At 44.7% G+C, this 16,102-nt stretch carries 14 protein-coding genes; 10 read left to right on the top strand and 4 right to left on the bottom strand.

Translation table 11 applies throughout. The features are described from left to right. Positions 1-276: 276 nt before the first annotated feature. Genes IGI88_RS04505 through IGI88_RS04495 form a run of 3 tightly spaced genes read right to left on the bottom strand, consistent with a single transcriptional unit; the run spans position 277 to position 2,756 of the window. Entirely contained in the window at positions 277-750 is a 474-nt protein-coding gene (locus IGI88_RS04505) for a GNAT family N-acetyltransferase (protein WP_016612933.1), read from the bottom strand. An 11-nt stretch (positions 751-761) separates the two neighbouring features. Then, the gene (locus IGI88_RS04500; protein ID WP_005233642.1) at positions 762-2,078 is read right to left on the bottom strand and encodes a sensor histidine kinase; all 1,317 of its coding nucleotides are present in this window, start codon (positions 2,076-2,078) and stop codon (positions 762-764) included. Positions 2,079-2,081: 3 nt separating this feature from the next. After that, a complete protein-coding gene (locus IGI88_RS04495) occupies positions 2,082-2,756 on the bottom strand; it encodes a response regulator transcription factor (RefSeq protein WP_005233644.1) in 675 nt (224 codons plus the stop codon). Positions 2,757-2,887: 131 nt separating this feature from the next. On the opposite strand from IGI88_RS04495, the gene IGI88_RS04490 reads away from it, so the two are divergent. The 6 genes from IGI88_RS04490 to IGI88_RS04465 all read left to right on the top strand — a co-directional run bounded on the left by IGI88_RS04490 (position 2,888) and on the right by IGI88_RS04465 (position 9,100). Beyond that, positions 2,888-3,610, top strand: coding sequence for a polyphosphate polymerase domain-containing protein (locus IGI88_RS04490; protein WP_005233646.1), 723 nt, complete (start codon positions 2,888-2,890; stop codon positions 3,608-3,610). Further along, positions 3,600-4,277 carry a DUF4956 domain-containing protein gene (locus tag IGI88_RS04485; protein ID WP_005233649.1) on the top strand — a complete coding sequence of 226 codons (678 nt, stop codon included), beginning with the start codon at positions 3,600-3,602 and terminating at the stop codon, positions 4,275-4,277. The genes IGI88_RS04490 and IGI88_RS04485 overlap by 11 nt, the downstream gene beginning before the upstream one ends. Positions 4,278-4,292: 15 nt before the next feature. Continuing rightward, the gene (locus tag IGI88_RS04480; RefSeq protein WP_016621916.1) at positions 4,293-6,149 is read left to right on the top strand and encodes a carbohydrate-binding domain-containing protein; all 1,857 of its coding nucleotides are present in this window, start codon (positions 4,293-4,295) and stop codon (positions 6,147-6,149) included. A 170-nt stretch (positions 6,150-6,319) separates the two neighbouring features. Beyond that, positions 6,320-7,804 (top strand): ABC transporter permease, encoded by a 1,485-nt coding sequence (locus tag IGI88_RS04475; RefSeq protein ID WP_194199203.1) that lies wholly within the window; start codon positions 6,320-6,322, stop codon positions 7,802-7,804. A gap of 10 nt (positions 7,805-7,814) precedes the next feature. Further along, a complete protein-coding gene (locus IGI88_RS04470) occupies positions 7,815-8,480 on the top strand; it encodes an ABC transporter ATP-binding protein (protein ID WP_010749095.1) in 666 nt (221 codons plus the stop codon). Positions 8,481-8,647: 167 nt separating this feature from the next. Further along, on the top strand, positions 8,648-9,100 hold the full coding sequence (locus IGI88_RS04465) for a YaiI/YqxD family protein (protein WP_218193032.1): 453 nt from the start codon (positions 8,648-8,650) through the stop codon (positions 9,098-9,100). A gap of 52 nt (positions 9,101-9,152) precedes the next feature. On the opposite strand, the gene IGI88_RS04460 is transcribed toward IGI88_RS04465, so the two are convergent. Beyond that, positions 9,153-10,895 (bottom strand): ABC1 kinase family protein, encoded by a 1,743-nt coding sequence (locus IGI88_RS04460; protein WP_086298287.1) that lies wholly within the window; start codon positions 10,893-10,895, stop codon positions 9,153-9,155. Positions 10,896-11,077: 182 nt separating this feature from the next. Between IGI88_RS04460 and IGI88_RS04455 the strand changes: the two genes are divergently transcribed. The 4 genes from IGI88_RS04455 (at position 11,078) to acpS (ending at position 15,993) form a co-directional block, all read left to right on the top strand. After that, positions 11,078-12,172: a D-alanine--D-alanine ligase gene (locus IGI88_RS04455; protein WP_086298284.1), complete on the top strand. Its 1,095-nt coding sequence runs from the start codon at positions 11,078-11,080 to the stop codon at positions 12,170-12,172. Positions 12,173-12,258: 86 nt separating this feature from the next. After that, positions 12,259-13,608, top strand: coding sequence for a UDP-N-acetylmuramoyl-tripeptide--D-alanyl-D-alanine ligase (locus IGI88_RS04450; protein ID WP_429947802.1), 1,350 nt, complete (start codon positions 12,259-12,261; stop codon positions 13,606-13,608). 290 nt (positions 13,609-13,898) lie between these two features. Next, positions 13,899-15,425 carry a degradosome RNA helicase CshA gene (gene cshA, locus IGI88_RS04445; RefSeq protein ID WP_005233663.1) on the top strand — a complete coding sequence of 509 codons (1,527 nt, stop codon included), beginning with the start codon at positions 13,899-13,901 and terminating at the stop codon, positions 15,423-15,425. Positions 15,426-15,627: 202 nt separating this feature from the next. Beyond that, entirely contained in the window at positions 15,628-15,993 is a 366-nt protein-coding gene (acpS, locus tag IGI88_RS04440; protein WP_005233665.1) for a holo-ACP synthase, read from the top strand. The last annotated feature ends 109 nt before the right edge of the window (positions 15,994-16,102 follow it).

The following is a 16,102-nucleotide window of genomic DNA, read 5'->3' as shown; positions in this document are numbered from 1 at the left end:
CTCTTTCTTGAAAGATGTTTATCCGCAGTTTTTGATTTTATAAAAAAAAACAGTAGTATTCCGACTAATTTTATGGTAAAGTAATCCTCATGCGACGAGTCGAGAAGGTCTAGCATTAGCTGACCAGATTGATAGCAGAGGCACACCGCGTAAGCAACCTACCGGATTTGTAGGGTGTCGGAATATTCCTTTTGTGGAGATAGGGTATTCTACTAGCAATAGTACTGTGAGTGAAAAAAGCTGTGAACAATTTTGTTCACAGCTTTTTTTGTTTATTTACGTGAGAGAACAGCGATAGATGGTGGAAGACTCTCCCCAAGGGTGGTAGCCAGTGCCGATCGGTTCGAAAGCAAACTGCTCATAAAAAGTAGAAAGATCCGTACATAGATACAGAGAATCAAAACCAGCTCCAGCAGCGCGCTGTTTAGCTGTTTCGATCAAAAGGCGGGCACCGCCTTGGCCACGCCACAAAGGGTCCACATACAAGGCGCAAAGCCAAGGCGTCAAATCCATCCGACTGATGAAGTCGTTGGGGATCAAGCCGCCGCAGCCGATGATTTGATAAGGTCCGTCTGCTGCGATTTCTTCGTTGACCAGCAGTAGCCATTGCGGCAAAATGCTTGTTGAAAAACTATGGGTCAGGCTGTCTTCATAAACCATGAGGGAATCGGGGCCAGCCCACTGTTTTTGGAAGTAACGGATCGCTTCTGCTAAGTATTCAGGGTGTTCTTTAAGGGTGATGACCTGCATTTTTTTCTCCTTTATCCTTCTTTAGGTAAGCGAATCTGAAAAATAACCCCTCGTGGCTGCAGATCTTTGACCAGAATTTGTCCTTTGTGCTCTTCGACGATTTGCTTGGCGATCGCTAAGCCTAAACCATAGCCGCCGGTCTCCTTGGAGCGAGAACGATCCTCGCGGTAGAAGCGGTCAAAGATGCGAGCTTTCTCTTCATCGGAAATAGTTGGTCCCGTGTTTTTGACCTCGATCAGCCATTGCTTGTTAGAAATCTCCGATAAGAGCGTAATTTTATCACCACTGCTGGTATATTTTAAGGCATTATCTAGGAGAATCACGAGGACTTGATGAATTTTCTTTTGATCAAAGCAAGCGGTCGTTTTGGCAAAATTTTCGACAATAAAATGTTTTTGATCCAGTTCGGCAATTTCTTTGAAAGGTTTGACTAAGTCATCGATAAACGGAACTAATTCGACGGTTTCTTTCGTTAACAGCAGTTGATTGGAATCACTGCGGGCAATCGTTAGTAGATCAGCCGTTAATCCAGTTAGCCGTCGGGTTTCCGCTAACGCTTGTGCAATGCTTTCAGATTCTTCAATGATCGTATGATTGGGCTTGGTAAACAGGCGCTCCAGACTATTTTGAATGATCGTCAATGGTGTGCGCAGCTCGTGAGAAGCATTTTCGACAAATTCTTGTTGTTTCTTCCACGAGGCTAAAATTGGGCGCATGTTCAAGCTGGAAAGCAAGTAGCTGATCCCGATCGAGAGAATCCAGAAAAAAATCATCGATAAAATCAAGATGGTTTGGAAATTGTTCATGGCATTTTTGATTTGATTGGTGTTCGCTAAGACTTGGATATAGCCGACCCCGGCGTCATTGGTTGGGGCTTTGGTGGTGATTGAGCGAAACAAAAGTGTCTCTTCTTCCTCTGACAAGGACTGATCCACCACTGAAAAAGACGTGATACTGTCTAAATGGCTCGTATCTAAAGATAGACTTGCCAATTGTGAAAAACGGCCGCCTAAAGTCTGTTTGTTTAAAATCTCGCCGTCCTCAGACCAGAGGATCAACTGGGTGTTGAAGCGATTGGTACCAGGGATCTTCGGCATTGCACTATCTGGTGGCAATACCTCTAGATTGGATTGCGAAGCGCTGATCTCAGCTTGGATCAAGCGGGTATCTTTGACTGCTTGTTCCAAAGAAATATCGGTTTGACGATAAGCCGATTGGTTGAATAATTGGAGCACGATCGTTCCTAAAAGTAAGAAGACCAAAGCAAAGGCACTGACATTTAGGAGAAAGGAGTGCAGCCGTTGTCTCTTAGAGCGTTCTTTATTCATAGACTAGGCTCCTTGCATAATATAGCCGACATTTCGCAACGTACGGATCTCTTTGTCGATTCCTGTCTGGCGCAAGTGTTTTCGCAGATTGCTCATGTAGACTTCTACGACAGTCAGGGTCGTTTCTGAATCGAACCCCCAGATGCGATCAAAAATCTGTTCCTTGGTCAAAATAATGTTTCTATTTTGTAGAAAATAGAGCAGTAGCTCAAATTCTTTCCCTTGAATCGGTAAAAGCTCCCCTTGATAGCTGACCTCGTTGGTGCCAAGGTTACAGAGCAACCCGTTATATTCCAGTGTATTTTCATTGAACAAACCTAAGGAGCGTTTTAGCAACGCTTTGATCCGCATCAATAATTCTTCCCGATAAAAAGGCTTGGTCAAATAATCATCAGCCCCTTTTTGAAAGCCGGTTACTTTGTCTTCTAAGCCGTCTTTGGCTGTTAAAATCAGGACGGGTGTTTGGAGTCCTTTTTTTCGTAATGCTGAAAGCACCTCATAGCCGTTCATCTCAGGCATCATCAAGTCAAGAATAATCAAGTCATAGATCCCCGTTTCCGCCTCGTACAAGCCTTCACTGCCATCATATGCTTGCGTGACTTCACCGATTTCGCTGACGATCTCTTTCATATTTTCAGATAATGTTTTGTCATCTTCGATTACTAATAATTTAATCATGTTCCCACCTCTTTAAGGATAAGAATAGCACGAATAGCATAAAAAATGCTTAAAAAAACTGTTTTGTCTTAAGCTGCATTTAAGATAGCTGCCGTAAATTCAGTGCATGGATTTCAAGGGAGGAACATTTTATGAAATTAAAAAAAGTCTTTCAAAGAAAAGAGACGAAATATCTATTGACTAAGGAGCAATTTCCAGCATTTCTTGGCGAGTTGCAGCAAAAAATGGCGATCGATGAATATGGGCAACACACGATTATGTCCTTGTATTATGATACCCAGGATTACCGCTTTATTCGTCATTCGATGGACAAACCGAAATACAAAGAAAAATTTCGGGTCCGCAGCTATGGGGTACCGACAGAGCAACAGTTGATTTTTTTAGAGATCAAGAAGAAAGTCAGTGGCGTGGTCTACAAACGCCGCGTTCCGATGCCCTATGCTGACTATTGCCGCTGGTTGCAAACGGGGGTCTTGCCGTCAATGGAGGAAGCCCCGCAAATCGCCGCGGAGATCCACTGGTTATTTAAGAAAAACCCGGACCTGCTACCAAAAGTCTTGATTGCCTATGATCGCCTGTCGCTGTTTGTTGATGATGATAGTGAATTTCGCGTGACGTTCGATCAAAACATTCGCTTTCGCACCTGCGATCTCATGTTAGGTTCCGGTAGTGACGGTGCACTAGTAGCACCGGAAGTCGGAGTGTTGATGGAAGTCAAAGCCCTCGGCTCTTATCCAATATGGTTTGTGGAACTGCTGAACAAATACAGTGTGCGCAAAGGCAGCTTTTCAAAATATGCCCAAACCTATCAACGGCATTTATTCAAGAAGGAGGAACGGTTACATGTTATCTAGTCTATTTTCTGGCGATACGAGCACCCTTGAATGGAGTAGCTTATTGATCTGTATCGCCGCCTCATTGCTTTTAGGATTATTAGTGGCAGCGATCCATATGATCCGCAATGTCTATACGAAAAACTTCGTCATTACCTTGGCAGTCTTACCGATTCTCGTTCAATCGGTGATCATGCTAGTCAACGGCAATCTTGGCACAGGGGTGGCGATCTTAGGTGCCTTCAGTTTGATTCGTTTCCGCTCGGTTCCCGGGGGTTCTAGAGAGATTACCAGCGTCTTTTGGTCGATGGGGATCGGTCTGGCAACTGGGATGGGGTATGTCGGCTATGTTGTCATTTTTTCCATTATCGTGGCGCTTTTCTTGACCCTTTTATATACGATGCCCTTTGGCGATCGACAAGCCACGAGTGAACGGGAACTGAAGGTCACGATTCCGGAAGATTTGGATTATCCACAATTATTCGATGATCTCTTTGAAAAATATACGCATTCTGCCAAACTGACATCGGTTCGAACGACGACGATGGGAAGCTTGTATGAATTGCGCTATCAGTTGCTGTTAAAAGACCAAGCGCAAGAAAAGCAAATCATTGATGAAGTTCGGGTTCGTAATGGCAATTTACCTGTTGTTTTAGGCAAGCTCACCGCTAACCGCGATGAGCTGTAGAAGGAGGAACCTTTTATGAAAAAACTCATTTATCCACTCTTGCTCTCATCGCTGCTCTTAGGCGCTTGCGGGCAAACCGATAGTACTAGCACGAGCAGCAGTTCCAGTTCCGCAGCAGCAGTTTCCGGTTCTGCCGCAGTGACCAACGTTTCAACGACCCTTGATGATTCTGTGGACTATTACGGTAGTTACGAAGAAGAAGATGTTGATGCTTCCTACGATGAGGCAACTGCTACGCAACTTGAATTGAATGGCAGCGACACGACGGCTGTTGATGGCGTTTCAGTGGAAGACCAAACCGTGACGATCACCCAAGCCGGCACCTATGTCGTCAGCGGGTCGTTAAGTAATGGCCAACTGGTTGTCAACGTCAACAAAGAAGAAAAAGTCCATCTGATCTTTGCTGGTGTCACGATCACCAATGAAGACGGGGCGGCCGTCGTCATCGAACAAGCAGAAAAAGTCATCACGACCTTAGCCAGTGATACGACGAATACTCTGACGGATGGCAGCAGCTACACCTTGGCTGAAGGCGAGACAGAACCAGATGCTGCCTTTTATAGTAAAGAAGATTTGTCCATCAACGGCGATGGGACGTTGGTGATCACAGGAAATTACAGCAACGGATTGCGCAGCAAAGATGATTTGGTTTTAGCAGGTGGTACGATTGAAATCACAGCGAAAAACAACGCCATCAAAGGAAAAGATTCCGTATCGATCTTGGCGGGGAACTACACACTGAACACCACTGAAGGAGATGGTATCCAAGCGAATAATACGGAAGATGCGGAAAAAGGCTACGTTGCGATCGATGGTGGTACCTTTACGATCCAAAGTGGTCGTGACGGGATCCAAGCAGAAACAAATTTAAGCATCCAATCAGCTGATATCACGATCAAAACGGCTGACGGAGCCCAAAGTCAGTCGCTAGTGACGGATGAAAGTTACAAAGGATTGAAAGCTGGCGGTGTGATGACCATCAGCAGCGGCACCTTTACGATCGATAGTGCGGATGATAGCTTGCATGCCAATGATACGATCAACATTGCAGGTGGCACGATCACTGCCAGCAGTGGCGATGATGGGATCCACGCCGACAATGAATTGACGATCTCCGACGGAACGATTTCTATCGAAGAATCCTATGAAGGATTAGAAGCAAGTGTAATCACGATTGCAGGTGGCACGACACACGTCGTGGCTAGCGATGATGGGATCAATGCCGGTGGTGGCAGTGATACGGATGAAACAACGGGACAATTTGGTCAAGACAGTTTTGGCGGCGGCCCTGGCGGCGGCGATACCGCGGATGACAGTAAACAGATCACGATCACTGGTGGAACGTTGGTCATTGATGCCGAAGGGGATGGCCTGGATAGTAATGGCAATGTCACCATGAGTGATGGCGTCGTCATCGTAAATGGTCCAACGACCGGTGGCAATGGTGCTTTGGACTATAACGGCACATTTGAACTCACCGGCGGCGTCTTGTTAGCGGCAGGCACGACCGATATGGCCATGAACGTTAGCGGTGGTAGTCAACAGTCGATCGGAATCAGTTTCGATCAAACCCAATCAGCCGAGACCCTAGTGACCTTAAAGGACAGTCAAGGTCAGACGATCTTGTCCTATGCCCCAAGCAAAAGCTACCAACACGTGGTTCTTTCCAGCCCAGATTTGACCGATAGCAGCTATACGTTGGTCAGTGGTGGGACGAATGATGCACAAGCAGTCTCCGGTTATTATGCTGGCGGAACCCTCAGTGATGGGACAGAGTTAGGAACATTGTCCGTCACGGATACTATCGCTAACTTGACCCAATCAGGTGCAACAGCGACAACCAATCAGATGGGCGGTGGTTTTGGTCGTTAGTTGAAGTTTCACCGATCATCACCAAATGGTTATCAATAAATCGAACAGATCGCAGGCAGTCGTTGCGGTCTGTTTCTATGATTCAAAAAATCAGGAGACGGTTTAAGGTCAATTTAAGCTAGGATCCTTATAGTCGAAAGACAATAAATAGCTATTCAGGAGGAACAAAGATGAATTTTTTGAAACGAGGTCTCCAAAGTTTATGGGCGAAAAAAGGCCGGAGCCTGTTGCTGATCGCCGTATTTTCTGCAATCTTGATTTTTGTATTGGCGGGTCTGACGATTCGCAGTGCGGCACTAGTAGCGACTGAAAATGCCCAGAAAAGTGTTGGCGCAACTGTGACGTTGCAAGCAAACCGCGAGCAGGCTTTTCAGCAAAGGAGCTCTTCTTCTGACAGCGATGACCAAAGCACCCGACCAGATCCAGGGAGTTTTCAATCGACACCAGTAGCGATTACTGATGCCCAAGCGATCGCCGATTTAGACGGGGTTGCCTCATATAGTTTTGAAGTCAGCACCTCTGCTGATGCCGTCAGCGGGATCGAACCGATCTCCAGCAGTGACTCATCGACAGAGTCAGAAGCAACCGATAGCAGCGAGACGGGGCGAATGGACGGTATGCCAGGAGGAATGCCTGGCGGTAATATGAGTACGGGTGATTTCCAAATCACTGGTGTATCAAGCAGTGCGGCGTATACGACTTTTTCGGAAGGAACAGCGACGATCACGGATGGAGAAGGAATTACTTCTGAGGATGAAGGTACGAACCAAGTCCTGATCGAATCCTCACTAGCTGAAGCGAATGATTTGGCGGTCGGAGATACGTTTTCGATCACTGATGCAGAGGACAATGAAGTAGACGTGACGATCAAGGGAATCTATGAAACGAGTGAAGTTGGCAACAGCATGAGCCAAATGTTCAACTTTCTCAATCCAGCCAACACGATCTTTGCTTCTTATACCCTTGCCAATACGTTGAGCGGCAATGAGGACACCATTGACTCGGCAACCTATACCTTGAGTGATCCGTCTGAGATGACAGCATTCGTGGAAGAAGCGGAAGGGTTGATCGATACAGAAACCTACAGCATTCAAACCAACGATCAAATGTATCAGTCGATGCTGACACCATTGAATAATGTCGCTAGCTTTGCAAAAAATATTATTGTGTTAGTTGCTGCTGCCGGTATCATTATTTTGACGTTGATCGTGATGATGTCGATTCGGGAACGTCGCTATGAGATTGGTGTATTGCTCTCTTTAGGCGAGTCACGGGCTAAAGTGATCCTACAGTTTTTCACAGAGATTTTTGTCTGTATGGTATTTGCTTTAGGGATCGCGGCCGCTAGCGGCAATCTTGTCGGTAATGCCGTCGGAGAGCAATTATTGGCACAACAAACAGAGACAACGACTGATCAAGCAGCCACTGAAAACGCTGGTCCTGGAGGCGGGGAGATGCCGCAAATGGGCGGAAATCGTGGTGGTTCTTTCCCATCCTTCACCCAATCAGCAGAAGTGGAGTCCTTGGAGATCACCGTTTCCCCTCAACAAATTGGTTTATTGGCATTACTCGGTCTAGGGATCAGTTTTGGCTCGATCTTACTCTCTTCCGCGGGCATTTTGCGGTTGAATCCGAAAAAAATCTTGGTTTCTTAGGAGGAACGACATGACATTACGAACAGAACAATTAGGATATTGGTATCAAAGCGAAGCAGAAGCGCTGTTTCGTGACGTTGATTTGACCTTTGAACCTGGCAAGATGTATGCGATCTTAGGTTCCAGCGGATCGGGGAAAACAACTTTCCTGTCACTGATCACGGGCCTAGATACACCGAAAGAAGGAAAGATTTTCTACAATGAAGAAACGTTAGCAAAAATCGGATTGCGAGAATACCGCCGCAAAGATGTTTCCATCGTGTTCCAAGCGTATAATCTATTGCCTTATATGTCGGCACTGGACAATGTGATCACAGCCATGGCGATCGCGAAGTCGCAGCAAGCCGATAAAAAGGCCTATGCTTTAGCCAACTTAGCCAAAGTTGGCATCACGGAAGAGCTGGCACTGAAAAAAGTGACCCAATTATCGGGTGGGCAACAGCAGCGGGTCGCTATCGTTCGCGCGTTGTGCTGTGAACATGAGCTGATCGTAGCCGATGAACCGACTGGAAACTTGGATGAAACGACATCTAAAGAAATCGTCAAACTGTTTCAAGAAATTGCCCATGAGCAAAAAAAATGTATCATCTTAGTGACCCATGAACAAGAGGTAGCAAAGGCTTGCGATGTCGTTTATGAGCTAAAAGAACGAGCATTTTCTAGAATTGAAGGATAAGCTTTACTTATGGCAACTGCTAGTTAGTGAGACAAAGATCGCCATTCTTATCCCCTCATTGAGCAATACTGAAATGAAAATACTGCAAAGTCTGCTTGCATCTTCTAGGTGCTCCTCTTACAATAGAAGTAATTGTAAACGAAGAAATTTGTGAGAGGAGCAAGCAGATGCGGCTTTTTATTGACGGCGACGGTTCGCCGGTGAAAAATGAAGTGATCGAGCTGGCTCAGCAGTATCAGCTGCCGGTAGTAATCGTGACCAGTGTCGATCATTATACGACCAAAGACTATCCCGCCCATGTCCACTTTGTCTATGTCGACAAAGGCTCGGATCGCGCGGATTATGAAATCGTGAAGGAGATAGAACCCGGCGATTTTCTCGTCACCCAAGATTATGGCTTAGCCTCGTTAGTCTTGCCCAAAAAAGCACGAGTTTTTCACCATAACGGTACAGAGTATTTGCCAGAAACGATCGATTTTTTATTAGGTCAACGCTACTTAGGTGCGCAGATGCGTAAAGCAGGCAAGCGCACAAAAGGACCGAAGCCCTTTACGAAAGAGGATCGGGAAGTCTTCAAACGAATCTTTGAAAACGAATTGCGACAGACCCTTGCAAAATAAGCACCCTCAAGACCCAGCTTCTGCATGAGACACGGGAATTGAAGGTGCTTATTTATTTCTTACGAAAACGATCATAAAAGTATTTGCCGACTAAAGCTACGATCGCGAAAAATGCCAAGGTATATCCGAAGATCCCCATCTGATGGACGAAGGCTCCTTGTTGCGGACTAGCCACCACCAATAAGGAAGAGCCAAGGATGACCGCAGCTAGAATAATACCGATCACCAGTCGATTGACCATCTGATCAAAGCGATCCAATAGCTGTTTTTGTTCGCGGATCTCTAAATTTAACCGGTGTTTACCAGTGGCAAAAGTGTCTAAGACAGCCAAGGTTCGATCAGGAAGATGGCTAAGTGCCCGCAAGCTTTTTGCGGTTGCCAATGCGCTTTTTTTCACCTCGTCTTCAATACTCAGCTGCTGTAAGAAATATTTTTGTGCAAAAGGCTGAGTGACTTCCATCATTGATAATTCGGGGTCTAAGGCTTTGATCACACCTTCCAAGGTGCCAAAAGCCTTAATCAGCAAGGTGATGTCTCGATGCATCTGCAGTTGGTTATCATGGCAGATCGTGATGACTTCCCCCATCACTTTTTGCAAGTCGATATCCTTTAGCGGCATATTATAGTAGTTTTCAACAAATTTTTGAAGATCCTGATAGAAGGCGACTTCATCAAAGGAACTGCCGCTGCTGTTGCACAAACGCAAGACAGCTTTGCCGACTTCTTGGGTGTCTTGGGTATACAAAGCAATCAATGCATCAGCTAAGCGACTGCGTAATGACTGATCCAAGTGTCCCATCATCCCAAAATCTAAGAAAATCACTTGGTAAGGCGGCATAATCGCTTCTTCTTGCCACTTCAATGAATAATCAACACCGCCGAGGACACCGACGCGCTGTTTGACTTGGAATGGTTTTGGTCGGTTGGTTTGATCTGTGAAGACATGTAAAAAAAGATTGCCAGGATGCGGATCAGCGTGAAAGAAGCCATCTTCAAAGACTTGCTTCATAAAGTTTTCGACTAATAGCGTTCCCACTTGTTTTTTCACTGCTTTCACGGACTGATTGTCATAAACGATATCTTGATTGCTGCGGGTCAGCAAGCAGTTCAAACTTTCACCGGCCATGTAATCCATGACTAATACTTTTTGGGTGCACCATTCGGGATAAACTTTTGGCAATGCCAATTGCGGGTTTTGGTGATTGTTTCGGTAGAATTCCTGCGCATTTTTCATCTCTTGCAAAAAATTCGTTTCATTGGCAAGGGATCGTCTGACTTCGCTTAACACGCTTTTTAAATCCACCACATTGGCTTCTGGAATTGCACGAACTAACGGTAGAGCCTTTTCAAAAAGATCGAGATCTACTTGAATCGCCGCAATGATTCCCGGATGCTGCACTTTGACGATCACTTCTTTGCCGCTGATCAAGTTTGCTCGGTGGGCTTGTCCGATGGAAGCTGAGGCGACTGGGATTTCATCAAAAGCGGAAAAAACTTTCGTTAGTGGCTGCTGTAGTTCTGCTTCCAGCAGTGCTTTGACCTTGGGAAATGGATCGCTTTTGACATTGTCTTGTAACTGCTTGAAGGCATCAACGAAAGTGCTGGAAAGCAGGTCATTGCGGACCGAAAGCATCTGCCCGATTTTGATAAATGTTGGTCCTAATTCTTCAAACGCTTGACGCACCATTTCGGGATGCTGCTGTTTGCTGATATTTTGAACGACTTTGTATTTCAAAAAGACTTGAAGGATTTGTTTTAATCGTCCTTTTCTAGAAGGAGCAGTTTGTTCTGTCATAGGTCCCACCTCTTTAAACGTGCCGTGATATATTCATAGTACTGACAAAATGAAAAACATTCAACTAACGACTGTGTAAGCTTAAAGAAATTTCTGCAAGATTTAATGCCGGTTGGTCGATTTTGTGCTAAAATGTGGAAGACTTAGTTTGGTAGAATCAATGAATACAGGAGGAAATTCTTTTGAAAATCATTTTATTATACGGGGGACGCAGTGCAGAGCATGAGGTATCACTGTTATCCGCTTTTTCAGTTGTTAATGCTGTATATTATAATTACTACCAAGTTCAATTAGTAATGATCACTAAAGAAGGACGCTGGTTAAAAGGCCCATTATTGTCTGAGGCGCCAACGTCACCAGATACTTTGGCATTGACCAACGAAGAGACCAAAAGGGAAGAAATTTCACCTGGGGCCATCTATGAAGAAGACGCGATCGTCTTTCCATTGCTCCATGGACCAAACGGCGAAGACGGCACGATCCAAGGGTTTTTAGAAACCATCGGAATGCCTTATGTCGGTGCTGGTGTCTTGACTAGTGCCTGTGGGATGGACAAAATCATGACCAAGTACATCTTGCAAGCTGCGGGAATTCCGCAAGTTCCGTATGTACCAGTCTTGAAAAATGCGTGGAAAGAAAATCCGAAAAAGATTTTCGATCAATGCGAAGGCAGTCTCCTTTATCCGATGTTTGTCAAACCAGCCAACATGGGATCAAGTGTCGGTATCTCGAAAGCCGAGAACCGCGAAGAACTGCAAAATGCGTTGCAAGAAGCGTATCGCTACGATACCCGAGCAATCGTTGAACAAGGAATCGAAGCCCGTGAGATCGAAGTCGCTGTTCTTGGAAACGAAGACGTGCGGACCACCATGCCGGGAGAAATCGTGAAAGATGTTGCCTTTTATGATTACAATTCCAAATACATTGACAACCGAATCGAGATGCAGATTCCTGCACAAATTCCCGAAGAAACACAAGCCAAAGCCCAAGAGTTTGCGAAAAAAGCCTATACAATGCTAGGCGGCAGCGGATTGAGCCGTTGTGATTTCTTTTTGACTAATAAAAATGAGCTCTTTTTAAATGAGCTGAACACGATGCCAGGGTTCACTGAATTTAGCATGTACCCATTGCTATGGGAAAAGACCGGATTGCCGTATGGTGATTTGATTGAAGAATTGATCCAATTAGGGATGAATCGTTTCAACCAAAGACGTTCTTTCTTGACGAATGTGGAAGAAGCAGAAGTTGAAGCAGAGAATGAAAAAGAAGCAGAATAAATAGCAGGAAGAAAGCCAGCTCAACTCAAGGAAAATACTTGAAGCGATCTTGTGCTTTCTTTTTTTGTAAAAAAGGAGCGAAACTGATGAATTTTACTGTAAAAGAAGCCGCTGCCGTATTTGGTCAGCCAATTGAAAATGAGACACCACTTGCCTCTGTGGAGTTTGACAGCCGTCTAATCAAAGAAAACAGTCTTTTTGTTCCCTTGGCGGGGACTCGGGATGGACATGAATTTGCCCAACAAGCCAAAGACAATGGTGCGATCGCGACATTGTGGAGTCATCCCACCATCCAACCACCGCAAGGCATCCTTGTGATACCCGTCAAGGATACTGTCAAAGCGTTCCAACAGTTAGCACGAGCCTACAAAGAAAAACTTGCGCCAAAAATCATCGCTATTACCGGAAGTAATGGGAAAACAACCACAAAAGATATGGTAGACGCGGTTATGGCACAAAAATACCAGACCTACAAAACTCAAGGTAACCATAACAATGAACTAGGCGTGCCTTTGACTATCTTGCATGCACCAGAAGATACGCAAGTGTTGATTTTAGAAATGGGAATGGACCATGCAGGAGAGATCGAAGTCCTTTCGCGCTTAGCAGAACCTGATGCAGCGGCGATCACGTTGATTGGCGAAGCCCACATTGAAAACTTAGGGTCCAGAGAAGGGATCGCCAAAGCCAAAATGGAGATCACCGCAGGATTGAAAAAAGACGGCTTCTTTATGATGCCGGCGGATGAACCATTGTTAGACCCCTTTGTTCCTAACTTGACGCAGCCCATTGAAACTTTTGGCTTAACAGAGGGAGATCTGCAAGGAGACATCGTAGAGGAATCGCAAGATCAAACGATTTTTACGGTAGCAGGTAAGACTTTTACCTTACCGGTATTAGGCGGTTATAATGTCAAAAATGCCTTGATCGCGATTGGTTTAGGACGTCATTTTGGTGTATCAAATGAAGCCATCAAGGAGGGCTTGGCGCATTTTCAATTAACGAAAAATCGGACCCAATGGGTGACTGCCGGTAATGGAGCAGCGATTTTGAGCGATATTTACAATGCCAATCCGACTGCCATGGGTCTCGTATTGGATAGTTTCCGCAAATTGCCGTTAGAAGGAAGACGGATCGCCGTATTGGCAGATATGCTTGAATTAGGACCAGATTCTGCACAAATGCACGAGCAGATGGCCGCACATTTAGATGACTCGTTCCAACTAGTTTTTCTTTATGGCAAAGAAATGCAAGCATTGCAAAAACGACTAGCTCAGTCACCACTTGCTGACAAGGTGCGCTATTTTGCGACAGATGAAAAACTACAACTGATCGCCTCCTTAAAGGAAACTTTAGAACCTTCCGACAGCTTGGTAATCAAAGGGAGCAATGGCATGGGCTTGAGCGAAGTCGTTGATGCACTAAAAGGAATGTAAAGCGGAGTTGAAATCTTGCTGAAACTTTCAAAACGTGTTATACTTATCTAACGCCGAAAGATGAAGCACAGAATGATTACTGTAAAAAACATTGACGTTTTGAGATAAAATGATGGCTGAGACAAACAACACTTGTTTTAGCCTTTTATAATGCCTTCGTGAAGCGGTTTTTCGGTACCGAGAGAAAGATAAGAGTAAATGGGACTACTCTTGTGTTTCTGAAGAACTAACCTACGCTTCGATGATAGAAAAACAGGCATCGAAAAGATGACCAGCCTAGGAGGATCCATTTGAAATTTAAAGATCTAGAATTATCCAACGAATTATTGACTTCTGTTGAGCGTGCCGGCTTTGAAGAAGCAACACCCATCCAAGAAGCAACGATTCCATTAGCCTTAGCAGGCAAAGACGTGATCGGTCAAGCACAGACCGGTACTGGTAAAACCGCCGCATTTGGTTTGCCAATGTTAGAAAAAATCGACCCAGCGAACCATCAACTACAAGGATTAGTGATTGCCCCAACCCGTGAATTAGCGATCCAAACCCAAGAAGAATTGTATCGTCTTGGTAAAGACAAAAAAATTCGCGTTCAAGCAGTTTACGGTGGAGCCGATATCGGCCGTCAAATCCGTCAATTAAAAGATCGTCCCCATATCGTAGTTGGTACGCCAGGACGTATGTTAGACCATATCAACCGCCACACCTTAAAATTAGGTACGGTTGAAACGCTTGTATTAGATGAAGCAGACGAAATGTTGAACATGGGCTTCTTGGAAGATATTGAAAAAATCATCAGCCAAGTGCCAGATGTTCGTCAAACGTTGCTATTTTCAGCAACAATGCCGCCAGCAATCAAAAATATCGGCGTGAAATTCATGAAAGAGCCTGAACATGTTCAAATCAAAGCCAAAGAAATGACCGCTGATTTGATTGATCAATACTATGTTCGCTCAAAAGATTACGAAAAATTCGATGTCATGACTCGTTTGTTGGATGTGCAATCACCAGAATTGACGATCGTTTTCGGTCGTACGAAACGTCGTGTTGATGAATTGGCACGTGGTTTAGAAGCCCGTGGCTACAAAGCTGAAGGCATTCATGGGGACCTTTCTCAACAAAAACGGATGAGCGTTTTACGTTCATTTAAGAGTGGTCAATTAGATATCTTAGTTGCCACAGACGTAGCAGCTCGCGGATTAGATATTTCTGGTGTTACACACGTTTACAACTACGATATCCCTCAAGATCCTGAAAGCTATGTTCACCGGATCGGACGTACAGGTCGTGCCGGAAAAGGCGGAATGTCAGTGACTTTCGTTACACCAAACGAAATGAGCTACTTGCATGTCATTGAAAACTTAACGAAAAAACGGATGACACCAATGCGCCCACCAACCGAAAAAGAAGCTTTTAAAGGTCAATTAGGTGCCGCAATCGAATCTGTTGAAACAAAATTGGATGAAAATGGTTTGGATAAATACTTGCAAGCAGCCGACGATCTTTTGGAACGTTATTCTGCACAAGATTTAGCAGCACTGCTTCTAAAAACAATGGCGAAAGATCCAGCTGATTTAGAACCAGTCAAAATCACACCAGAACGCCCATTACCTCAAGGAAAAAAATCATTCAATAAAAACGGACGTCGCAGCAATAACAGCAATGGCGGCAATCGTAACCGCAAAGAAAACGGTGGGAACCGTAGCGGCGGCAACGGCAATAAAGCCCGTGGTAACTATTCAAAAGATGGTGCCCGTAAAAACAATCGCCGTAGCAACGACAAAAAACGCGGTTTCGTTATCAGAAATAACCAAGACTAATTGAGTTTGTGGACCTTGTAAGGAAACTTGCAAGGTCTTTTTTATATAAAAAACAAATACGAGCAAATGAAAATCTTAATCTCCGTATAAACTCGTCAGATTTGAATGGTAATTCGCCATTTTTTTGGTAGAATGGTAACTAGCTAAACAAGGGCCAATTCCAATTTGGAAACCCCTATCTTAAGTAAAGGTAGCGAGAAGAATGATTAAAGGAATCGGGATCGATGCAGTCGAGCTGCCTCGAATGAAAGAATTAATTGAAAAAAAACCTCAGTTTATAACGCGTATTTTAACAGAGAAGGAAGCAAAATTATTTGCCCGTTTGCCCCTGAAACGTCAGGTAGAGTTCCTCGGGGGGCGCTATGCCTGCAAAGAAGCGTTCTCCAAAGCTTGGGGGACGGGGATCGGCAAAGTTTCTTTTCATGATATTGAAGTCTTGACCAATGAATTCGGTGCACCGATCGTTACCAAAGCACCGCACCCTTTAGAAAAAACGTTTGTCAGTATCACCCATACAAATGATACTGCCTTTGCACAAATTATCTTAGAAGTATCGGATAGTGAGTAACCTGAGTGGAAGTCGTCACTTGGTGAAAAAACTACGATACTTTATGGACGAACAGCCGACTACATAAAACCAACTTAATTTGTTTGTCTGATCAAGCATTAGTAGAAAG

It is taken from the genome of Enterococcus sp. AZ179 (assembly GCF_050498885.1).
Classification (GTDB): Bacteria; Bacillota; Bacilli; order Lactobacillales; family Enterococcaceae; genus Enterococcus_D; species Enterococcus_D entomosocium.
This window is presented reverse-complemented; position numbering and strand designations above follow the sequence as displayed.